Source organism: Nocardia abscessus (assembly GCF_015477775.1).
GTDB classification, from domain to species: Bacteria; Actinomycetota; Actinomycetes; order Mycobacteriales; family Mycobacteriaceae; genus Nocardia; species Nocardia abscessus_A.
This window is the reverse complement of record NZ_JADLQO010000006.1, coordinates 220385-241921: the sequence shown is the minus strand read 5'-3', so window position 1 is coordinate 241921 and position 21537 is coordinate 220385. Positions and strand designations below refer to the sequence as shown.

Sequence of the window (21537 nt, the reverse complement as noted above, 5' to 3'; positions counted from 1 at the left end):
CTGCCCGACTGTGGACTACCCGGTATAGGTCGCGAGGAAAAGCGCCTCGGCCAGTGCCATGTGCTCGATCTCTTTCGGATCGACGCTCTCGTTGGGCGCGTGGATGAGGGATTTCGGTTCCTCGACCCCGAGCAACATGATCTCCGCGTCCGGGTAGGTGGTCGCGAAGACGTTGCACAGCGGGATCGATCCCCCCTGCCCCTGGGTGGTCGCCGGGCGGCCGTAGGACGCGGCCAGGGCCGCCTCCATCGCGGCGCGCGCCGGTCCGCCGGTCGGGGACCGGAAGGGTGCGCCGGTGCCTTCCAGTTCGACGGTCAGCGCGGCATGCCACGGCGTGTGCGCCTCCAGGTGCGCGACCAGCGCCCGATGCGCCTGCTCCGGGTCGGTGCCCGGCGGGATGCGCAGGTTGAGGCGAGCCCGCGCGATCGGCGGGATCGCGGCGGCGGATCCGACCACGGGGGGCGCGTCGATGCCGAGCACCGTCAGCGCCGGTCGCGCCCAGAGCATGTCGGCGACGGTGCCGTCACCGATGAGGTCGACGCCGCGCAGGACGCGCGCGTCGGCGTGGAACTGCTCGCTCGGATACTGCACACCGGTCCACACCTGATCGTTGGGCAGCCCGTCGATCGTGGTGTTGCCGCGCTCGTCGCGCAGCGAGGCCAGCAGCCGGATCAGCGCGGCGAGGGCGTCGGGGGCCGGGCCGCCGAACATCCCGGAATGCAGTGGACCCGCGAGGGTTTCGACGGTGACCAGCACGTTCACCCCGCCGCGCAACGTTTGCGTCAGGGTCGGCACGCCCGCGGCGAAGTTGCCGCAGTCGCCGATCACGATCGCGTCCGCGCGCAGCAGATCCGGATTGGCTTCGACGAAGCGCTCCAGCCCCCCGGTGCTCTGCTCCTCGGAGCCCTCCGCGACGACGGTGACGCCCAGCGGCAGGTCCGGACCCAGCGCCCGCAGCGCCGTCAGGTGCATGACGATGTTGCCCTTGCAGTCCGCGCTGCCGCGTCCGTACCAGCGCCCGTCCCGCTCCGTCAGCTGCCACGGCGGGGTGCGCCAAGCCGCCTCGTCCATCGGCGGCTGGACGTCGTAGTGACAGTAGAGCAACACCGTAGGCGCGCCATCGGGCGCCGGCCGTGACGCGACGACGGCTTTGGTGCCGTCCGGCGTTTCGTGCAAACCGACCGCAGTCAGTCCGGCGGCGACGAACGCGTCGGCCACCCACTGCGCGGCCATATCGCACTCCTCGATCGAATACTGCCGCGGATCGGCCACCGAACGAAACGAAACAAGTTGCGCCAGGTCTCTTTTCGCCTCGTCCATCAACCCCGCCACAGCACCGCGCAATTCCGCCACCCGCACATCCTCCGCCATTCCCTCACCCTATCGCCCGCGCCACGAGCGAAGTTCGCACCGCCGGTCGGGTCTTCGCGCCCGCACTGCCCGCAGCGTGTAATCCGAGGTATGCGCGAAGTGCGTCCGGCGGCCGTAAGGGTGTGCCAAGCTGGAAATCGAGAGTGCTGGCAAACTACTGGCATTCTCCGCAGGCGCAGCCGCACACCAGCCGAACCGGAGGCCGTTCTCATGTCCGAAGGAGCCGATGACCTGTTCGCCCTGCCGGGACTCAGCCGGTCCGCGCCGCGGGCCGGATTTCCGGCGCACGAGATGTTTCCCCAGGTCGCTTACGAGATCGTGCACGACGAGTTGATGCTCGACGGCGTGTCCAGAATGAACCTGGCCACCTTCTGCACCACGTGGGTGGACGACCAGGCCCGCAGGCTGATGTCCGAATGCCTGGACAAGAACATCGTCGACAAGGACGAGTACCCGCAGACGGCCGAATTCGAGCGCCGCGCCGTCCGGATGATCGCCGACCTGTGGCACGCGCCGGACCCGGCCACCACACACGGCACCTCGACCATCGGGTCCAGCGAGGCGGCCATGCTCGGCGGCCTCGCGGCAAAGTTCCGCTGGCGCAAGCGCGGCGGCGCCGGGACGCCCAATTTCGTCTGCGGTCCCGTACAGGTGTGCTGGGAGAAATTCGCGCGCTACTTCGATGTGGAGATCCGGCAGATCCCGCTGCGCGGCGACCGGCTCACCATGCACCCCGACGATCTCGCGGAGCATTGCGATGCGAACACCATGATGGTCGTCCCCACGTTCGGCCAGACCTACACCGGACTGTTCGAAGACGTCGCCGGCGTCAGCGCGGCGCTGGACGCGTTGCAGCGCGAGAAAGGCTGGGACATACCGATCCACGTCGACGCGGCCAGCGGCGGTTTCCTCGCCCCCTTCGCCGCACCGGATCTGGTCTGGGACTTCCGCCTGCCCCGGGTGAAGTCGATCAACGCCTCGGGTCACAAGACCGGGCTGGCGCCGCTCGGCGCGGGTTGGGCGATCTGGCGCGACGCCGCCGACCTGCCCCAGGAGTTGATCTTCGACGTCGACTACCTCGGCGGCAGCATGGCCACCTTCAACCTGAACTTCTCCCGGCCCGGCGGACAGGCGATCACCCAGTACTACGAATTCATCCGGTTGGGGCGCGCCGGCTACGCGAGGGTGCAGTCCGCGATCTATCGGGTGGCGCAGCACCTGGCCGCGGGATTGCGCGGGCTCGAAGTCTTCGAACTGATCCACGACGGTGATCCACAGCGGGGCATCACGGCGGTGTGCTGGCGGCTGACCGGGGATCCCGGCTTCAACCTCTACGACCTGTCCGACCGGCTGCGCTCCCGGGGGTGGCTGATCGCGGCGTATCCGCTGCCCGCCGACCGAGGCGACGAGACGGTCATGCGCGCGGTACTGCGCCACGGCTTCACCATCGACATGGCCGACCTGCTGCTCGCCGATCTCGCCCGCTGCATGCGACAGCTGCGGCAACGACCGTTCGCCACCTCGCTCACGCGCGAGGAGGCGGGCGGCTTCACACACACCGCCTCACCTGCCGTAGCGCAGACGACGATCGCCGCGTCCCGGTCGTGACAGCGCCGCCGCCCGGCTACGCCATTCGCGGGCGGCGGCGCCGATCGGTCGCGCGAAAGCGGTCCCGACCGGCCGCGGGCGACGGTGCCGACCACACCGTGCGCCGCGGCGTCAGTCATGCGGCTCGAACGACGGGGAAGGGCTCCCACCGGTAGGTCGTGCCTGCCGCCCCGTGGTACTGCGCGAGGTCGACGGCGTCGAGCATGGCCTGCCTCGGGCCGGAACGCGCCAGCTGGGCGGCGGATACGGCCAGCCGCAGCACCCCGCCGCGGCGGGCGGTGCGCGCGGCGCCCATGACCAGGGCCCGGCACCACCACGGCTCCGCGCGGAATCCTTCGCCGATGCCGTACACCCTGGTCTTCTGCGCCACATTGCGCTCCAGGTCGATGATCGAGGTGAGACCGAGCGCCAGCCGGAAACCGGCCTCGGGCAGCGCGGCGAGAGCGCCCGCCGAGGCGTCCCAGCGCGGGGCGGCGAACAGCCGGGTGCGCAGGTCGACCTGTTCCAGCACCCGGTCCGCCGCGGTCAACCGCAGCTTCGCCTCGTGCCTGGGCAGCGCGGCGAACTCGGCGCGCCGCCGCTTGGTGGCCGCCTGGTCGTAGCCGTGCAGCACGATCGCGTCGCCGCGAGCCCGCCGCCCGCGCAGCCAGGCCTGCGTCGCCGGGTCGTCGAGCAGCCGGTACTTGCCCTTCAGCCGCGGCGCGACCAGCAGCGAGAGCGGCACGCCACGCCGATCCATCTGTTCGGCGAACTCCATCGCCGTGTCCCGGGTGGTGTCCTTGATCCCGGAAATCGATACGATCAGCTCAGCGTTCATGAACCTACGGTGCCAGCCGCACATGTCCTCGACATGCAGGCCGCGTGACCAGGTGGCGAACACTCCGTCACGCCTGTGTCGAGCCTTCGCCCCGCCCGCGGCGCGCCGCCGCTACCCGCCCGCCACCGGTTCGACCGGCGGCGATCCCGATGCGCTACGCGTCGGCGAGACCGAGCGTGTCGAGCACCCAGGCGTGCTCGAAGGCCACTTCCCGCCACTTCTCGTAGCGTCCGCTGACCCCGCCGTGACCCGCGCTCATCTCGGTCTTCAGCAGCAGCGGCGCGTCGCCGGTCGCGGTGGCGCGCAGCTTGGCGATCCACTTCGCGGGCTCGACGTAGAGCACGCGAGTGTCGTTGAGGCTGGTGATGGCCAGGATCGCCGGGTAGTCCTTGGCCGCGACGTTCTCGTACGGCGAGTAGGACTTCATGTACTCGTAGACGTCCTTGTCCGCCAGCGGGTTGCCCCACTCGTCCCACTCGATGACGGTCAGCGGGAGCGACGGGTCCAGGATCGAGGTGAGCGGATCGACGAACGGCACGTTGGCCAGGATGCCCGCGAACAGCTCGGGGGCCAGGTTCGCCACCGCGCCGACCAGCAAGCCGCCCGCACTGCCGCCGTCGGCGATCATCCGGTCCGCGGCGGTGGCCCCGGTGGCGATCAGATGCCGTGCGGCGGCCACGAAGTCGGTGAAGGTGTTCTTCTTGGTGAGCGTCTTGCCGTGCTCGTACCAGAGCCTGCCCATCTCGCCGCCGCCGCGCACGTGCGCGACCGCGAAGACCATGCCGCGATCCAGCAGCGACAGGCGGGCGACCGAGAAGGACGGGTCGATGCTCGCCTCGTAGGACCCGTAGCCGTAGAGCAGCAACGGCTTCGGCTCGTCGGCGGCCGTCGTCTTCTTCCGCACCAGCGAGATCGGAATCCGGGTGCCGTCCTCGGCGACCGCCCAGTCCCGCTGCTGTTCGTAGTCGTTCGCGTCGTAACCGCCGAGCACGGGCTGTTCCTTGCGCAACAGCAGCTCACCGGTGGCCGGGACGTAGTCGAACACCTGCATCGGCGTGATGAACGAGGTCAGCCCGATGCGCAAGGTCGGCTGGGCCCACTCCGGATTGGAGCCGACGCCGACCGAGAAGAGTTCCAGATCGATGTCGAGTTCGCGCCGCTCTCCGTAGCCCGACTCGGTCAGCGGCCACACCGCGATCCGGGTGAGCGCCTCGCGCCGGTAGCTGAGCACCAGGTGGTCGCGGAACGCGTCGATGTCCTCGAGGCGCACGTCGTCGCGGTGCCCGATCAGCTGCGTCAGGTTCGACGGATCGTCGACCGGCGCCTCGGCGAGCACGAAGTTCTCCGCCTTGACGCCGTCCACCACATCGTTGTGCAGGATCAGGAACCGGTCCGCGCCGCCGATCACCGCGTGCTCGGCGGAGTACTCGACGCCCTCGCGGCGGGGCAGCAGGACGCGGAACTCGCCCTCGGGATCGTCGGATTCCAGCACCCAGCCCTCGCTGGTGATCTTGGAACCGACCCAGATCATCAGGTATTTCTCCGAGCGGGTCGCACCGATGCTCACCCAATAGCGCTCGTCCGGCTCGTGGAACACCTTGACGTCGGGATCGGTGCTGCCGAGCCGGTGCCGCCACACCGTGTCGGGCCGCCAAGACTCGTCGACGGTCTGATAGAAGACGTGGCTGCCGTCCAGCGACCAGGTCGCGCCAGGAGCGGTGCCCGCGATCTCGTCGCCGAGCAGATCCCCGGTGCGCAAGTCCTTGAAGCGCAGTACGTACCGCTCGTCGCCGACGTTGTCCACCGAGTAGGCGAGCAGGTTGCCGTCATGGCTGATCGAGAACGCGCCGAGCGCGAAGAAGTCGTGGCCCTCGGCCAGCTCGTTGCTGTCCAGCAGCACTTCCTCGCCCGGGACCTCGGTCTCGGCGTCGAGCTGCGGCGGGGTCCAGGCGTCGATGCCCTCGGCGCCCGCGGCGATCGGGCACCGGCAGTGCACGCCGTACTGCTTGCCCTCGAAGCTGCGCGAGTAGTACCAGTAGTCGCCGAGCCGGGTGGGCACCGAGAGGTCGGTCTCCTGGGTGCGCGCCTTGATCTCGTCGAAGATCGTCTCGCGCAACGTGCCGAGGTGCTCGGTCTGCGCCTCGGTGTAGGCGTTCTCCGCCTCCAGGTAGGCGATGACGTCGGGATTCTCCTTCTCCCGCAGCCACTCGTACTCGTCGACGAAGACGTCGCCGTGGTGCACCCGCTCGCTGGGCACCGTCTTGGCGACCGGCGGCGCCACCGCGCCGCTACCGGGTTCGGAGATCGTTGAGCTGTCGAGAGCCATGGCGTCCACCCTACTGTTCGGTGGCGGACCTACTGTTCGGTGGCGGAGCCGCCCGCCGCTCGGATGATGCCGTCGAGCACGTCACCGGTCCGGCGCAGATCGCGCATCGCCTGATCGATCCTGGCACGCTCCTCGGTGAGCTTTTCCACCAGGAACGGCGTCGCGCGGGCGTTGGGGGTGCCATCGACGTCGTGGATGCACGGCAGCAGTTCGCCGATCGTGTCGCTGTGCAGGCCCGCGGCGAACATCTCCTGGATGCGCCTGACCCGGTCGATCGCCGCCTCCGGGTACTCCCGCTGGCCGCCGGATGTCCGCTGCGCGGCCAGCAGCCCCTTTGCCTCGTAGTACCGCAGCGACCGGACGCTCACGCCGGTTCGCTCGGCCAGTTCACCGATCCGCACATTCGCTCCTTGACCTAACATCAATGTCAGGTTTTACGGTACAGCCATGCTGCTTTTGACCGAATACCGCAACCACCCGCTCGACCTGCCCAACCGGATCGTCATGTCCCCGATGACCCGGTTGCGCTCACTTCCCGACGGCTCGCCGACCAGTGATGTCGCCGACTACTACGCCCAGCGTGCGACGGCCGGACTCATCGTCACCGAGGGCATCTGGCCGCATTCGACCGGGCAGAGCGAAGCGTGGGTGCCCGGATTGCAGACGCCCGCGCACGTCGAGGCCTGGCGCCGGGTCACCGAGGCCGTGCACGCGCGCGGCGGCCGGATCTTCGCGCAGCTCATGCACGGCGGGCGCAAGGGCCACCCGCTCGCGCGGATAGACGGGTCGTGGCCCGCCGGACCGTCGGCGGTGCTGGACGAGGACCCGGTGCATCTCATCGAAGGCGGCAAGGCCGATCCGATCACGCCCGCCGCGCTCGACCACGCCGGTATCGCCGCCGCCGTGCGGCATTACGCCGCCGCCGCGCGCAATGCCGTGGCCGCCGGCTTCGCCGGAGTCGAGATCCACGCCGCCAACAGCTATCTCCCGCACCAGTTCCTCGCCGACAACACCAACCTGCGCGACGACGAGTACGGCGGTTCGATCGTCAACCGCATGCGGCTGCCCCTGGAGGTGGTGGACGCGGTGACCGAGGCGATCGGCGCCGACCGCACCGCCATCCGGCTCTCGCCGGGCAACCCGCAGTTCAACATGTCCGAGGCCGATCCGGCCCCGCTCTACCGCGCACTCGTCACCGAGCTCGACCGGCGCGGCCTGGCCTACCTGCACCTCACCGACAACGACCACTACCCGGCGCTGCACGACCTGCGACCGCGCTGGCACGGCACGCTGATCGCGAACATCGGCGAGAACCGCGAGCCGACCACGGCGGCGGGCGCGGAGCAGGTGCTGCGAGCCGGGCTCGCCGACCTGGTCTCCTTCGGCAGGTCGTTCATCGCCAATCCCGATCTCGTGCACCGCATCCGCCACGACCTGCCGTTGGCGCCCATCCGCGAAGAGCTGCTGTACGGCCGCACCGCCGAAGGTTACAGCGACTACCCGAACTGGACGGCGGCCGAATTGGTGCGCGACTGAGTAGTCGCCGCTCCGCGATCTCCGCACCGTCTCCGTGGGTGACGAGGTGCGCGTGGCCCGGATCGGCGCGGATTCGTCGCCGCGCTGAGGCGCGCCCAGGACAGCTCGATCGTCCCCGGGCCGGGTGCTCGGCTTCCCGGGTCCCCGGCCCCGGCGGTTCGCCGCCGCTATTCGCCAGTTGCGGTGCGCCGCGAGCCAGGCCGGCAGACATGCCGCTCGCCCGTGCGAATACGGTGCGGAACGCAGCGATACGGGCTCAATCCTTCAGCGCGCCCCGGATTGATCCGGCGAGATAGTCCAGATCCTCCCGCCGCGGACTGGTCGGACGGCCGCGCAGCCCGAACCCATCGCCCGGAGTACGCGGGATGACGTGCAGATGCACGTGGAAGACCTCTTGCCCGGCCGTCACCCCGTCCGCCAGAAAGAAATTGACCCCGTCACACCCCACCTCACTGGTGCGCAGCGCCGCCGCCAGTCGCTGCCCCACCTGGAACAATTTCCCGCCGACGACCGGATCGAGCTCGGCGAGACTGCGCGCCGCCACCTTCGGCACCACCAGCAGATGCCCCGGCGTCATGGGCCGAATGTCCATGAACGCCAGCACATCGTCGTCCTCGTAGACCTTGCTCGACGGCGCCCGCCCGGCAACGATATCGGCGAAAATCGTGTAGGGATTCACCCTCGCAGCTTAGGTGCTCATGCGGCGCCCTCGAAGCGGCTCCGGGGACCAGCCGGGACGAGCGGACCCGGCTCCTCCCCGGACGGTGGGCAATGAATTTCCGCGAAAGGCCCGGTGCCGCTAGAGAATCGGCGACGGTGTGTAGCGTGCGGCGTCCGGGTGGCGGTCGACGAGTTTCTGCACCTGGCCGATGACGTCGGCGACCTGGGCTTCGGCGGCGCCGACGAAGGCGGACTTGTCGGCCAGCGCCGTGTCGAGGGCGGCGCGATCGAGCGGAAGGCGCGCGTCGGCGGCGAGACGGTCCAACAGGTCGGGTTCGCGGCCCTGCTCGCGCATGGCCAGCGCGACCGCCACGGCGTGCTCCTTGATGACCTCGTGCGCGGTCTCCCGTCCGACGCCGGCGCGCACGGCCGCCATGAGGATGCGGGTGGTGGCGAGGAAGGGCAGGTACCGGTCCAGTTCGCGGGCGATGACGGCCGGGTAGGCGCCGAACTCGGCCAGGACGGTGAGGAAGGTCTCCATCATCCCGTCGATGGCGAAGAACGCGTCCGGCAGTGCGACGCGGCGGACCACCGAGCAGAACACGTCGCCCTCGTTCCACTGCGCACCCGCCAGCTCCGCCGCCATCGAGGCGTAACCGCGCAGCACCACCTGCAAGCCGTTGACCCGTTCGCAGGAGCGGGTGTTCATCTTGTGCGGCATCGCCGAGCTGCCCACCTGCCCGGGCTGGAAGCCCTCGGTGACCAGCTCGTGCCCGGCCATCAGCCGAATGGTGTGCGCGAACGAGGACGGGCCCGCGCCCACCTGCACCAGAGCGGAGAGCACGTCGTGGTCGAGCGAGCGCGGATAGACCTGGCCGACGCTGGTGAGCACGGTCGCGAATCCCAGATGCCTGGCCACCTGCTGCTCCAGCCGGGCGAGCTTGGCCGGGTCGCCGCCGAGCAGGTCGAGCATGTCCTGCGCGGTGCCCATCGGGCCCTTGATCCCGCGCAGCGGGTAACGGTCGATGAGTTCGCGCAGCCGCGACAGCGCGATCAGCAGTTCGTCGGCCGCGGAGGCGAACCGCTTGCCGAGCGTAGTGGCCTGCGCCGCGACGTTGTGCGAGCGGCCCGCCATCACGAGCGCCTGGTACTCGGCGGCGCGTTCGGCCAGCCGCGCGGCGATCGCGACGCCGTGCGCGTGCACGTGCTCGAGCGAGAGCCGGATCTGCAACTGCTCCACGTTCTCGGTGAGGTCGCGGCTGGTCATGCCCTTGTGCACGTGCTCGTGCCCGGCCAGCGCGTTGAATTCCTCGATCCGCGCCTTCACGTCGTGCCGGGTGACCCGCTCGCGTTCGGCGATCGAAGCGAGGTCGACCTCGTCGAGTACCCGCTCGTAGTCCGCGACCACCCCGTCGGGCACCGCTACGCCCAGCTCCGCCTGCGCCCGCAACACCTCCAGCCACAGTCGCCGCTCGAGCACGACCTTGTGCTCCGGCGACCACAGGTGCACCAGCTCCGGGCTGGCGTAACGGGTGGCGAGGACATTGGGGACAAGACTCACGTCGGGTCAGTCTAGTGCCCGGTAGCGATCCACTTGCCCAGGCGTGGCGCGCACGGGGCCGTCCGTGGTCACGTACGCCGCCGTCTCGGGGGCCGACCCCCGTGCGGGCGGCGCGACGATGTCGATCACCTCGAGCAGCGCGCCCCGGGCCATCCGCCGCGGTTCCGGGTCCATCTCGGTGAGCGCGGCGACCACCGCTCCGTCCACCACGGCGACCAGCCTGCGCAGTTGTTCGGGCCGAACCATCCGGTCCGACCGGCGCAGCACGTCGGCCAGCAGTTCGTCCAGCTGGGCGCGCAGACGTAGCTGCACTTCGCGCAATTCCGGGTGCCGCGCCGAGGCGACCGAACGCTCGTAGCGGGCGATCAGCTGCCCGCGCGCGCCTTCGTCGGCGACGTCGGCCCCCACCAGCAGGTCGAGTACCAGCTCGACGGTGGCCTCCGCGCCGCGGCGACGGTGGCTCACCTCGCCGACCCGCCTGCGCATCGCGTCCAGCTCGGCGTTGCCGCTGAACTCGACCGCCCGCGCGATCAGGTCGTCGAGGGATTCGAAGTAGTAGGTGGTCGACGCCAGGGGCAGATCAGCGCGCGTCGCAACCGAACGATGCCGCACCGCCTCGAACCCGCCTTCGAGCAGGAGTTCGGCAGCGGCGGCTATCAAAGCCTGGCGACGCCGTTCGCCTTTCGGGGTCGTCGCGGTGATCACCGTGCCATCGTGCCAGTCGTCATCAGTTCTTCCAGGGGAAATCAGCGAGGAAAAGCAACCATCGTTGTTTTACCGCATCCGCGCGGCCAGGGTGCCGAACTGCGGAAAGTTCTTGCCCGACAGGGCTTTCATACACCTAGATAGTGCCCTAGACGCAGCAGCGCCGCCTCGATGTCGGCGGTGGCTCCGGCGAAGGAGAAACGAACCGTACGGTGTCCGTTGACGGTGTCGAAATCCACCCCCGGCGCGAGCGCGACGCCCGTGTGGTTCAGCACGTCGGCGCACCAGGCCCGGGAGTCGTCGGTGAGGTGACCGATGTCCGCATAGGCGTAGAACGCGCCGTCGGCCGGGGCGAGGTCGCTGATGCCCAGCTTCGGCAGCCCGTCGAGCAGCAACCGCCGGTTCACCGCGTACCGCCGGACGTGCCCGTCGAGTTCTTCCTTGGCCTCCGCCCCGAACGCGTGCAGCGCGGCGTACTGCGAAATGGCGGGCGGGCACACCGTCAGGTTCGAGGCCAATCGTTGCAGCGCAGGCCGCAGCCCCGTCGGCACCAGCATCCAGCCCAGCCGCCAGCCGGTCATGGAGAAGTACTTGGAGACCGAGCCGATCACCACCGATTCCCGCGAGGTCTCCCACGCCGAGGAGGTCGCGCTGTCGGCGCCCGCGCTGTCATAGGTGATGCCGTGATAGATCTCGTCGGAGATCAGCAGGGTGCCGTGCTCCTCGCACCAGCGAGCCAGTGCGGCGAGCTCGTCCGGGGCGATCATGGTGCCGGTGGGGTTGGCCGGGCTGGCCACGACCAGACCTGCGGGCGGCTCGGGGAGCGCGTCGAGCATCGCGACGGTGGGCTGGAACCTGGTCGCAGCGCCGCAGTCCAGCTCGAGCACCCGGCAGCCGAGCGCGGCGAGGGTGTTGCGATAGGCCGGATAACCGGGGCGCGCGACCACGACGGTGTCGCCCGGGTCGAACGCGGCGAGGAAGATCAGCGAGAACGCGCCGGACGAGCCGGTCGTCACCACCACGTCGTCCGGTGCGACGTGGTAACCGTAGGTTTCCCGATGGTGTTCGGCGATCGCTTCCCGGATCGCCAGGATGCCGAAAGTCTCCGTGTAACCGAGCAATTCGGACTCGATGGCCAGCCGGGTCGCGCGCAGGACCGGCGCGGGCGCGGGCGTCGACGGCTGCCCCGCAGCGAGAACGAGCACATCACCGTGGGTCCGGGCGCGTTCCGCGGCGGCTTTCCATACATCCATCACGTAGAAAGGTGGAATGGTCGACCGGCGGGATTCTCTGGACACTCGACAGACGGTAGAGCACGCGCAACCGCACAGTCGCGGTTATGGTCTGCCTGATGCTCGATAAGTCTCGACGAGACGGGCTCGACCGAGTGCGCGGAGTTGGCGGCATCGGCGTCATTCCGCGCGATTGGCGCGCGCGCTCGCCGCGACGGACGAAAAAGCAGCTGTTCGGGCGCGGCGGCAGACTCGATCCGCGCGCCCTGCGGGCACGCCGCCGCGAGCTGCGGGCCTGGTGGGGGCGCAGACCGGACGCCCGCGAGCTGTGGCGGCGCAAACCCACCGGCGACGAGTTGCTGGCACTGGCGCGCAAGCACAAGGTGCTCTTGGCCGGGCTCACCGCGGCCGCGGTGTTCGCCGCGGGCGACACGTCCTTCGCCGGGACGGTCACCGATCGCACTCCGGCTCCGGATCGCGCCCAGCGCGTCGCCGTCGCGTATCCGCTCCAGATGCAGAACACCCCGCCCTCGGTGACCCGGTTGCTGAACGCGATCGCCAATGGTGAACGGCTGCGCGAACAGGCGGTGGTCGCGGCCGCCGCGCGCGCGACGCTGGAACGCGCCAAGGCCGAGGCTGCCGCCGCCGTCGCGGGCGAGCGACAGCCGTGGATGACCGGAACCGTGCCGGTGCAGCCGGGGACCATCCCGGGCACCACCGGCTTCGCCCTGCCCGCCCGCGGCATCTTCACCTCCGGCTTCGGGTCGCGGTGGGGCACGTTCCACAACGGCATCGACATCGCGGGCCCGCTCGGCACCCCGATCTACGCGGTCGCCGACGGCACGGTCATCGACGCGGGACCGGCGCAAGGCTTCGGGCTGTGGGTGCGGATCCGCCACGACGACGGCAGCGTCACCGTCTACGGGCACATGTACGACTTCTTCGTCTCGGTCGGCGAGCGGGTGCCCGCGGGAATGCAGATCGCCCGCATGGGCAACCGCGGCGACTCGACCGGCCCGCACCTGCACTTCGAGGTGATCGTCGGCGGACAGCACGTAGACCCGCAGCAGTGGCTGGCGCTGCGCGGACTCACTTTCGGCTGAGCCGGAACGCACGCGGCGGCTCCCGGAGCTTCGGGAACCCCGTGCGGCATGAGGATCGCATCGACGGGCGTGCTGAGCCGCCGGGCGGCCCGCCCCGGCGCTCAGACCTTGATGCGGTCCTCGACGGCGGCCAAGCCGATGTCGGTGCGGTAGTGGCTGCCCGGCAGTTTGATCGCGGCGATGCGATCGTAGGCGCGCGTGCGCGCCTCGACGAGGTCGGCGCCGACGCCGACCACGTTCAGCACCCGTCCGCCCGTGGAGACCAGGGCGCCGTCTTCGCGCTGCGCGGTGCCTGCGTGCAGGACCGTCGCGTTCTCGTCGAACGCTCCCTCGCCCGCACCGGAGATGGCGTCGCCGAGCCGCGGGCGGCCGGGGTAGTTCTCCGCGGCGAGCACCACGGTGATCGCCGAGCCGTCGCGCCAGCGCGGCGGGGCGACCTGGGCCAGCGTGCCGGTGGCGGTGGCGTGCAGCAGCTCGCCGATCGGGCTGTCCAGCAGCGCGAGCACCGCTTGGGTCTCGGGATCGCCGAAACGGCAATTGAATTCGACCACTGCGGGACCGGCCGCGCCGATCGCCAGCCCGGCGTAGAGCAGGCCGGAGAATCCGCTGCCGCGCCGCACCAGTTCGGCGGCAACGGGTTTCACCACGTCCTCGACGATCGCGGTGACGGTCGATTCGGGCAGCCAGGGCAGCGGGGTGTAGGCGCCCATGCCGCCGGTGTTGGGTCCGGTGTCGCCGTCACCGACGCGCTTGTGGTCCTGCGCGGGCAGCAGCGGAACCACCGTCTCGCCGTCCACCAGGCAGAACAGCGACACTTCGGGTCCGTCCAGGAACGATTCCAGCAGCACCGGGTGGCCCTGCTCGAGCAGCTCGGCGCCGTGCTCGCGCGCGGCGGAGCGGTCGGCGGTCACCACCACACCCTTGCCCGCGGCGAGTCCGTCGTCCTTCACCACCCAGGTGGGACCGAACCGCTCGAGCGCGTCGTCCAGCTCGGCGGGGTTGTCCACGACCTCGCTGTGCGCGGTGCGCACACCCGCGGCGGACATCACGTCCTTGGCGAAGGCCTTGGAGCCCTCGATCCGGGCGGCCGCGGCCGACGGGCCGAAACAGGCGATGCCCGCCACGCGCACCGCGTCGGCGACGCCGAGCACCAGCGGGACTTCGGGGCCGATCACCACCAGGTCGGCGTCCACCTCGGTGACCAGCGCGACGACGTCCTCGGCGTCGCACGGGTCGACCGGCCGCACCTGCGCGTGCTGGGCGATCCCGGCGTTGCCGGGGGCGGCGAAGAGCGCGGTCACCGCGGGGTCCCGGCGCAGCGCCAGGACGAGGGCATGTTCACGGGCTCCGGAACCGATGACGAGTACACGCACGGCAGACAGCCTAAACGAGCCGTTGTCCGTCTTCGCCGCTGCCGGTGCGCGGAAAGGGGATGATGAATGGGGACAACGGGTGTGGGCGCATCGGGCCCGCACCCGACCACTGTGTCCTTTCCGGCATGCGCGGGGGCGTGACCGCTCCGGCCACTGGAGCACCGAAGGAAGTGCTGACAAATGGGTCTGATCGACGGACTGATGGGCAACGCCGGCCGGATCGATCCGGGGCAGGCGCAACAGGAGTACGCCAAACTCCTCGGCAACGGCGAACAGGTCTACGCGGCGTACCTGCTGGTCCGCGACGCGATGCTGTTCACGAACCGCCGCCTGATCCTGATCGACAAGCAGGGCGTCACCGGCCGCAAGGTGAGCTACCACAGCGTTCCCTATCGCGCGATCACCCATTTCTCGGTGGAGACCGCGGGCACCTTCGATCTGGACGCCGAGCTGGCCATCTGGATCGCGGGCACCGCCGAGCCCCTGTTGAAGCGGTTCAACCGGCAGGTGGACATCTACGAGGTGCAGGGCATTCTGTCGCACTTCGTCGCGGTGTAGCGCGGGCCGGTCCGGCGCCTCGGCGCACCGGCCGGTCTACGCTGCGGAACATGGCTTCTGTCTTCAGCGCGATCATCGCCGGTCAGCTTCCGGGCCGTTTCGTCTGGGAGGACGACGAGTTCGTCGGTTTCCTCACCATCGCCCCGGTCACCCCTGGTCACACGCTCGTGGTGCCTCGCAAGGAGATCGACCACTGGCAGGACGTCGACGGCGACACCTTCGCCAGACTGACCGCCGTCGCCCAGAAGATCGGCCAGGCCGTGCGCGCGGCATGGGACGCCCCGCGGGCCGGTCTGCTGATCGCGGGACTGGAAGTGCCGCACCTGCACGTGCACGTGTTCCCGGCCTTCTCGCTCGGCGACTTCGACATCTCCGGCGCCGACCCGAATCCGAGCCCCGAGTCCCTGGACGAGGCCCAGGCCAAGATCAAGCAGGCGCTGCGCGAACTCGGCCACGGCGCCAACGTTCCCGACTAGCCCACCTCTCCGAGTCTTCGGGCCGTACCGGTCACGTTCCGGTAAGGGTCGCCGCTCGTCGCGGTCGACCCTTACTTCTCTTTCTGTCGCGGTCAGCTCGCCACGTCGCGCAGGGGTGTATCGACTCCGCCGACCGCGACCGTGGCCAAAGTCTGGCTCGGGGTCCAGTAGATCCGGCCGTGCTCGAAATCCTGATAGGCGCCCGTGTCCCAGGGGATCTCGTCACTCATCGGCCAGCCCAGCGGCCCGGTCTGGTAACCCGAGCGGTTCCAGCGGTCGCGGATCGCGCCGTGCACCCAGTACACGTCGGCGCTGGATTGCCGCCGGTAGAGCGCGCCGCCCTGGAAGCCTTGCACCTCACCCGCCGCCTGGCCGTTCTCGGACAGGACGGCGCGATCGGTGATCGGGTAGCCGAGCGGACCGGCCTCCCAGCCCAATTCCTCGAACTTTCCCCACAGCGTCTCCGGGATGGCGTGCGCACCGGTGTCCGGATGCCAATAGATGTACCCGTGCTCGAATTGGGCGAAGCGGCCCGCGCCGTCAGGCGTCGCGATCTCGCCCTCTGTGATCCGGCGACCGAGCCACGGATTCGCGGCCGCGCAATCATTGATCGCGTTCGGCTCCGACCCGCCCGGCTCGCCGGTGGCGAAGCCGCGCACGTCGTCGGCGAACACGTCCCAGGGGAAATTCGGCCCGACGTCGGTGTGCGTGCCGATGCCGAGACACTCGGTGACGTACTTGTGGTCGGAGATTCCCTGGCGCCGCTGGTAGGGCGGCGCGATGACATGCGTGTCGAAACCGTATTTGCGCGCGTCCTGCACCGCGAGCCAGGCCGCGATCCGAATGTCGTCGCGAATGCGCAACCAGTCGTTCCGGCTCCACGCCACGCGGCTGCCCGCGAAGCAGAGGTTGATCGTGAACGGGTTCGCGTCCAGCACCGACCAGCTGGCCAGATCGGTGTCGACCACGTCGACCACCACACGATCGCGAACCGTGTAGTGGTAGCTCACCCCATTCGCCGGATTGTTCAGATAGTTGGCCAGGCTCTCGGCCGTTCCGTTGCCTTCCTGGGTGTGCAGCAGGAAGTTCTCGACGCGCGCCCCGTGACGGCTGGACGCGGAGTTGCCCATTCGGTCCAATTCGACGTAGTCCGGCTTCGGCATCGCTCCCCCTGGATTCGAGCTGGCCTTCGACCACTGGCCGTAGTCGTCGGCGAGGACTTTGTTGACATCCACCACGACGCCTGCGACCCAATCGCGGTCGATGCGGATCTGATGGAGGTGCGCGGCCGGATGGTCGCCGTTGATCGAGGAATCGCCGGACCAGTTGTGCTGCCAGAACCAGGTGGCGACGCCGTCCTCGAGCGCCCACTCGATGCATCGGGCATTGCCGTACATGCCGGTCCATTCCAGCCCGACGACCGATGCCCAGCCCCGCAGAAACGGTGCGATCAGCGAATTCCACTCGTTCAGCGACGGATTCGCGTCAACGGGGGCATACAGCGGACGGAAGCCGGGTCCACCGGCCGCGAAGTGGTAATCGAGCGCGATCCGCGCATGATGCACACCCGCCTCGTAACCGCCTTTCCAGTCCGATGTCTCACCCTTGCCGTACTGGTAATTGGTCACTATTTCCAGTCCGATGGCGCGCAATCGGTCGCAGTATTCCCGCCGCAGCGGCTTAGCGCCGAAATTCGTGCCCGGGCGGGAATCGCTGAAGTAGCCTATGACGCCGGCGTATCCGGCGTCCTTGATCGCTTGCGGCTCGATGAGTGCGGCGGAGAAGTCGATCAGCTCAGTCATCGCGCACCCCCTGGTTCGTACGAGCCCGCGTATCGGTCGGTGGCAACGCGTTGTATTCGTACATCTCAGCAACTTTCGGCAGATGGAGAACCCGACACTGCTGATTTTCCCGCGTGTGCGCGAAGTATGCCAGTATGTCTCGTTTGTGGCTCATCCGGTGTTTGCGCGTGATCTGAGCAGGCTCATCGCGAGACATGTTTGCGCACACCAGACTACAAACGGACTCGTAACCGAAAACATGCTCGTCAGTCGGTAATCAGATCTGCTGAAAGTTCGCTACCGCCCGCCATACTGGTCGGCCGCTTCGCTGCACCATTCCGGTCGGGATCACCGTGACGAATTGCGCCGAGCCGCTGCGGAATTCGAGGGAAACCATTCGACGGCACGCCGTTCGCCGAACACGGCAACAGCTGCCCACCGCCCCGAGCAGCATCCCTGGGGTGTCCAACCGACAGCAGCAGCGGTTCATTCGAACCACCTCCGTCCTCGCCGACTGCCGAACGGGCGACTCTCCACCCCAGCCGTCGGCACGACCGAACCGCCCAACCGACCTCGGGCCCAGCGCGCCTCACCACGCTCGCAACGGATCCCCTCGCTCGCACGACGAACCAGCCCGGCCTCATCCAGCTCACTTGACACTGCCCGCTACCAGCGGTGGACACGCGGCGGCTGACGGAGCCCCCACCGAGCACGGCCTCTACCACTGAGCTTCAGACGCGCAGCGGCTGACAGAGCCCCCTGTCAGGATTGAACTGACGACCGCTCGCTTACAACATCGAGTACGGCCTCTACCACTGAGCTTCAGACGTGCAGCGGCTGACAGAGCCCCCTGTCAGGATTGAACTGACGACCGCTCGCTTACAAGGCGAGTGCTCTACCACTGAGCTAAGGAGGCGGGAAAGCGGTTGTCATCATAACCGGGCTCGCCGTCTGTGTGACAAACGGAATCCGCGTTCGGCAATGAACGCGACCCGGCCCACAACCGCTTTCGAGTGAAGCGAGATCGAGCGTTGCCCGCGGCCCGCTCAGGCCCGAGCGACCGGCCCGCCCACGACGACGTCACAGGCGGCGGTCGCTCGAGCATGAGCCGAGACAGAGCCGCGAACCTGCCGCGCCGTGGGCGCGGCACTCGGCGGACCGATCAGGACTGGGCGCCCTGACGGGCCGCATCGTCCGCGGCCATGGCGTCGCGCAGGCTCTTCGGACGCATGTCGGTCCAGTTCTTCTCCACGTACTCGACACAGGCGGCGCGGCTGTCCTCGCCGAACACGACTCGCCATCCGGCCGGAACCTCTGCGAAGGCGGGCCACAGGGAATGCTGTTCCTCGTCGTTGACCAGGACGAAGAAGCGGCCGTCTTCATCATCGAAGGGGTTGGTGCTCAATTTCACCTCACTGGATACTGGCGCTATGTACGGGATCGCTCCTGGTTCACACGGTGCCGGGTTGCTGCCAACCCCTGGCGCCGAGAGACCCCGAGCGTTGTTTCGACACTAGCAAGCAAGACGTTACGCCTGGGCGGTTACCTACGCTGTCGCCTCGCCGACGCGCAATCAGCCCGCAAAGAAGTCGAGCAGAATCTTGTTGACCGCCTCCGGCCGTTCCAAATATCCGAAATGCCCCGCGTCCGGTATCTCCTGGTACCGCGCGCCCGGGATCACGTCCGCGATCTCCCTGGACAGATACGGCGGAATCATCCGGTCGTCGGCGAAACCGATCGAAAGACAGGGCACGCGGATCGCCCGGTAGGCCTGCACCCGATCGAAATCGTGGTCCATCCGCCGCTGCGCCCTGATGCCGGGCGAGACCGGCCCGCCGGTGAACTCGAACAGGTCGAGCCAGTCGCGCGCGGCGTTGGGCTCGGCCATGGTCGCGGGCGAGAGGTTCATGACCGCGGTGATCGCCGCCTCGTATTTCGGCGGCAGTTTCACCCCGGCGGCGTCGAGCTCGTGTTCGCCGAGCGACAGCGTCTTCTGGAACTGGTCGAGTCGCCCGTGCCCGGCCATGAACACCGCCTTGCGCACCAGCTCGGGGCGGGCCAGCGCCAGCTCCTGCGCCACGCGCGCTCCCATCGAGGTGCCCACCACCAGCGCCGGGCCCTCGTCCAGGAACTCGATCAGGGCGGCGGTGTCCGCGACCAGCTCGTCGACGGTCATGCCGGAGGCCGCCTCGAAGGACGGCGCGATCCCACGGTTGTCGAACGTGCACACCCGGTAACCGGCCGCGACCAGGGCGGGGACCTGGTGCAGCTCCCACACCCGTCCGGGACTGCCGGTGCCCATGATCATGACGACGAGCGGCGCGGAGCCCTTGGTGTCGGTGCCCCTGGCGCGGTCACCCTTCACCTGGTAATTGAGGGAAATCCCGTTCACCGTGGCCAGCGGCATGTCGACCCTTTCGTGGAGTTGGTGCTGCTCCCCCACGGTATAGGGACCGGCGGGGGCGACGCACCGACCGGGGTGCCCTGGTGGCGCGTGCCACGCTTGCGCCAACGCCCCGGCGGGCGCACCTCCCAGCGTCGCATACCATTGACTTTTCGCAGGGTAAGAGCGCACTAAGCCGGGAGGACTTGACGATGGCCGCGAAGGGCAGCGCGAACGACATTGCGGACGACGATCTGGAACCGCTCGCCGACGAAACCGCGCGTCAGGCTCAGCGGGTGGTCGCGGCCTACGCCGAGGACGCCGATGAGTGCCGGATGTTGTTGTCCATGTTGGGTATTGGACCGAACGCTCGAGGCGAATAACCTCGTTCTCGACGCCAACGGCGACGTCGACTACACAACTCCAGCGGGATACAGCAACGCGCAAAGGATGCGTGAGTGGACCAGATGAACCCGTCCGACGACTCCGAGCACGCCAGAGAAACCTCGACTGCTGACACCGCGGCGGGAACCACCGGCTCCGGCGCGGGCTCCGGTTTCGTCGTCGTCGCCAATCGGCTCCCGGTCGACCTCGAACGACTTCCCGACGGCAGCACCCGGTGGAAACGCAGCCCCGGCGGTCTGGTGACCGCCCTGGAATCGGTCCTACGCAACAACAAAGGCGGCTGGGTCGGCTGGGCGGGCGTCCCGGACGTCGACGTGGAACCCATCATCGAGGACGGCCTGGAGCTGCATCCGGTCCCGCTGTCGGCGAAGGAGGTGGCCGACTACTACGAGGGCTTCTCCAACGGCACCCTGTGGCCGCTCTACCACGACGTGATCGTGCGGCCGGTCTACGACCGCAGGTGGTGGAGCGCGTACGTCACCGTGAACCGGCGCTTCGCCGAGGCCACCGCCAAGGTCGCCGCCGAGGGCGCGACCGTGTGGGTGCAGGACTACCAGCTCCAGCTGGTGCCGAAGATGCTGCGCATGCTGCGCCCCGACCTGACCATCGGGTTCTTCCTGCACATCCCGTTCCCGCCGGTCGAGCTGTTCATGCAGATGCCGTGGCGGACGGAGATCGTGGAGGGCCTGCTCGGCGCCGATCTCATCGGCTTCCACCTGCCCGGCGGCGCGCAGAACTTCCTCTACCTGGCCCGCAGGCTGGCCGGCCAGCCGACCTCGCGCGGCTCGGTGGGCGTGCGCTCCAAGCTCGGCGTCGTCCAGGTGGGTTTCCGTACGGTGCGGGTCGGGGCGTTCCCGATCTCGATCGCCTCCGCCGAAATGGACGAACACTCCAGGCGCAGGTCGGTGCGCGAGCGCGCCGCCAAGATCCGGGCCGAACTCGGCAACCCGAAGAACATCCTGCTCGGCGTGGACCGGCTGGACTACACCAAGGGCATCGACATCCGGCTCAACGCGCTGGAGGAATTGCTCATCGATGGCCGGGTGGATCCCTCCGAGACCGTCATGATCCAGCTGGCCACTCCGAGCCGCGAACGGGTCGAGAGCTACATCCAGATGCGCGGCGACATCGAACGCCAGGTAGGCCGGATCAACGGCGAGTTCGCCCGGGTCGGTTACCCGGTGGTGCACTACCTGCACCGCCCGATTCCGCGCGACGAGCTGATCGCGTTCTTCGTGGCTGCCGACGTCATGTTGGTGACGCCGCTGCGCGACGGCATGAACCTGGTGGCCAAGGAGTACGTCGCCTGTCACAGCGGGCTCAACGGCGCCCTGGTGCTCAGCGAGTTCACCGGCGCCGCCGCCGAGCTGCGGCAGGCGTACCTGTGCAACCCGCACGACCTCGACGACGTGAAGGACGCCATCGTCGCCGCGCTGGAGGACGAGCGCGACGTCAAGCGCAGGCGGATGCGTTCACTGCGCAGGCAGGTGCTGGCCCACGACGTGGATCGCTGGGCACGGGCCTTCCTCGACGCCCTGGCGCAGGACCAAGTAGCGGGTAGCGCGCTGCTCACCGACGACGACGTCTACCCCGAGGACCGCGAACCACGCTGAATCCCGCGTTCACAGGAACCACCCAGCTT

Annotated in this window: 19 protein-coding genes and 1 tRNA gene; 7 read left to right on the top strand and 13 right to left on the bottom strand. The window is 68.9% G+C overall.

All coding sequences use genetic code 11. From position 1 onward, the window contains the following. Nucleotides 1-15 precede the first annotated feature (15 nt). Nucleotides 16-1371, bottom strand: coding sequence for a dipeptidase (locus tag IU450_RS18290; RefSeq protein WP_195150951.1), 1356 nt, complete (start codon nucleotides 1369-1371; stop codon nucleotides 16-18). A 210-nt stretch (nucleotides 1372-1581) separates the two neighbouring features. On the opposite strand from IU450_RS18290, the gene IU450_RS18285 reads away from it, so the two are divergent. Beyond that, complete coding sequence (locus tag IU450_RS18285) at nucleotides 1582-2979, top strand: glutamate decarboxylase (protein WP_195150950.1); 1398 nt, start codon at nucleotides 1582-1584, stop codon at nucleotides 2977-2979. Nucleotides 2980-3094: 115 nt separating this feature from the next. Here IU450_RS18285 and IU450_RS18280 read toward each other — a convergent pair whose 3' ends face one another. The 3 genes from IU450_RS18280 to IU450_RS18270 form a co-directional block, all read right to left on the bottom strand. Then, nucleotides 3095-3796 (bottom strand): DUF2334 domain-containing protein, encoded by a 702-nt coding sequence (locus IU450_RS18280; protein WP_195150949.1) that lies wholly within the window; start codon nucleotides 3794-3796, stop codon nucleotides 3095-3097. A 154-nt stretch (nucleotides 3797-3950) separates the two neighbouring features. Next, nucleotides 3951-6122: a S9 family peptidase gene (locus IU450_RS18275; RefSeq protein ID WP_228834737.1), complete on the bottom strand. Its 2172-nt coding sequence runs from the start codon at nucleotides 6120-6122 to the stop codon at nucleotides 3951-3953. Nucleotides 6123-6151: 29 nt separating this feature from the next. Next, nucleotides 6152-6523, bottom strand: coding sequence for a MerR family transcriptional regulator (locus tag IU450_RS18270; RefSeq protein WP_195150948.1), 372 nt, complete (start codon nucleotides 6521-6523; stop codon nucleotides 6152-6154). Nucleotides 6524-6569: 46 nt separating this feature from the next. On the opposite strand from IU450_RS18270, the gene IU450_RS18265 reads away from it, so the two are divergent. Further along, nucleotides 6570-7658, top strand: coding sequence for an alkene reductase (locus IU450_RS18265; RefSeq protein ID WP_195150947.1), 1089 nt, complete (start codon nucleotides 6570-6572; stop codon nucleotides 7656-7658). Between the two features lie 256 nt (nucleotides 7659-7914). Here IU450_RS18265 and IU450_RS18260 read toward each other — a convergent pair whose 3' ends face one another. The 4 genes from IU450_RS18260 to IU450_RS18245 form a co-directional block, all read right to left on the bottom strand. Beyond that, the gene (locus IU450_RS18260; RefSeq protein WP_195150946.1) at nucleotides 7915-8337 is read right to left on the bottom strand and encodes an HIT family protein; all 423 of its coding nucleotides are present in this window, start codon (nucleotides 8335-8337) and stop codon (nucleotides 7915-7917) included. Between the two features lie 120 nt (nucleotides 8338-8457). Next, nucleotides 8458-9879, bottom strand: a complete 1422-nt coding sequence (gene purB, locus IU450_RS18255) for an adenylosuccinate lyase (RefSeq protein ID WP_195150945.1) — start codon at nucleotides 9877-9879, stop codon at nucleotides 8458-8460. A 6-nt stretch (nucleotides 9880-9885) separates the two neighbouring features. Then, nucleotides 9886-10584, bottom strand: coding sequence for a TetR family transcriptional regulator (locus tag IU450_RS18250; protein WP_324197721.1), 699 nt, complete (start codon nucleotides 10582-10584; stop codon nucleotides 9886-9888). A 128-nt stretch (nucleotides 10585-10712) separates the two neighbouring features. Beyond that, nucleotides 10713-11882: a pyridoxal phosphate-dependent aminotransferase gene (locus IU450_RS18245; protein ID WP_195150944.1), complete on the bottom strand. Its 1170-nt coding sequence runs from the start codon at nucleotides 11880-11882 to the stop codon at nucleotides 10713-10715. A gap of 53 nt (nucleotides 11883-11935) precedes the next feature. Here IU450_RS18245 and IU450_RS18240 point away from each other — a divergent pair, with 53 nt between their 5' ends. Then, nucleotides 11936-12919, top strand: coding sequence for a M23 family metallopeptidase (locus IU450_RS18240; RefSeq protein WP_195150943.1), 984 nt, complete (start codon nucleotides 11936-11938; stop codon nucleotides 12917-12919). A gap of 101 nt (nucleotides 12920-13020) precedes the next feature. On the opposite strand, the gene purD is transcribed toward IU450_RS18240, so the two are convergent. Continuing rightward, complete coding sequence (gene purD, locus IU450_RS18235; RefSeq protein ID WP_195150942.1) at nucleotides 13021-14292, bottom strand: phosphoribosylamine--glycine ligase; 1272 nt, start codon at nucleotides 14290-14292, stop codon at nucleotides 13021-13023. Between the two features lie 180 nt (nucleotides 14293-14472). Here purD and IU450_RS18230 point away from each other — a divergent pair, with 180 nt between their 5' ends. Together IU450_RS18230 and IU450_RS18225 are read left to right on the top strand one after the other, a co-directional pair. Continuing rightward, a complete protein-coding gene (locus tag IU450_RS18230) occupies nucleotides 14473-14850 on the top strand; it encodes a PH domain-containing protein (protein ID WP_043718981.1) in 378 nt (125 codons plus the stop codon). Between the two features lie 50 nt (nucleotides 14851-14900). Continuing rightward, nucleotides 14901-15326, top strand: a complete 426-nt coding sequence (locus tag IU450_RS18225; protein ID WP_195066677.1) for an HIT family protein — start codon at nucleotides 14901-14903, stop codon at nucleotides 15324-15326. A 92-nt stretch (nucleotides 15327-15418) separates the two neighbouring features. Here IU450_RS18225 and IU450_RS18220 read toward each other — a convergent pair whose 3' ends face one another. From IU450_RS18220 to IU450_RS18205, 4 genes are all read right to left on the bottom strand, one after another. Continuing rightward, the gene (locus tag IU450_RS18220) at nucleotides 15419-17128 is read right to left on the bottom strand and encodes a glycoside hydrolase domain-containing protein (protein ID WP_195150941.1); all 1710 of its coding nucleotides are present in this window, start codon (nucleotides 17126-17128) and stop codon (nucleotides 15419-15421) included. A gap of 823 nt (nucleotides 17129-17951) precedes the next feature. Next, a tRNA-Thr gene (locus IU450_RS18215) sits at nucleotides 17952-18023 on the bottom strand. Between the two features lie 246 nt (nucleotides 18024-18269). Next, on the bottom strand, nucleotides 18270-18512 hold the full coding sequence (locus IU450_RS18210) for an MbtH family protein (RefSeq protein ID WP_011207082.1): 243 nt from the start codon (nucleotides 18510-18512) through the stop codon (nucleotides 18270-18272). Between the two features lie 168 nt (nucleotides 18513-18680). Next, a complete protein-coding gene (locus tag IU450_RS18205; RefSeq protein WP_195150940.1) occupies nucleotides 18681-19514 on the bottom strand; it encodes an alpha/beta fold hydrolase in 834 nt (277 codons plus the stop codon). A gap of 188 nt (nucleotides 19515-19702) precedes the next feature. On the opposite strand from IU450_RS18205, the gene IU450_RS18200 reads away from it, so the two are divergent. Next, on the top strand, nucleotides 19703-19873 hold the full coding sequence (locus IU450_RS18200) for a hypothetical protein (RefSeq protein WP_169334155.1): 171 nt from the start codon (nucleotides 19703-19705) through the stop codon (nucleotides 19871-19873). An 84-nt stretch (nucleotides 19874-19957) separates the two neighbouring features. Further along, nucleotides 19958-21508 (top strand): alpha,alpha-trehalose-phosphate synthase (UDP-forming), encoded by a 1551-nt coding sequence (locus tag IU450_RS18195; protein ID WP_195151086.1) that lies wholly within the window; start codon nucleotides 19958-19960, stop codon nucleotides 21506-21508. Nucleotides 21509-21537 lie beyond the last annotated feature (29 nt).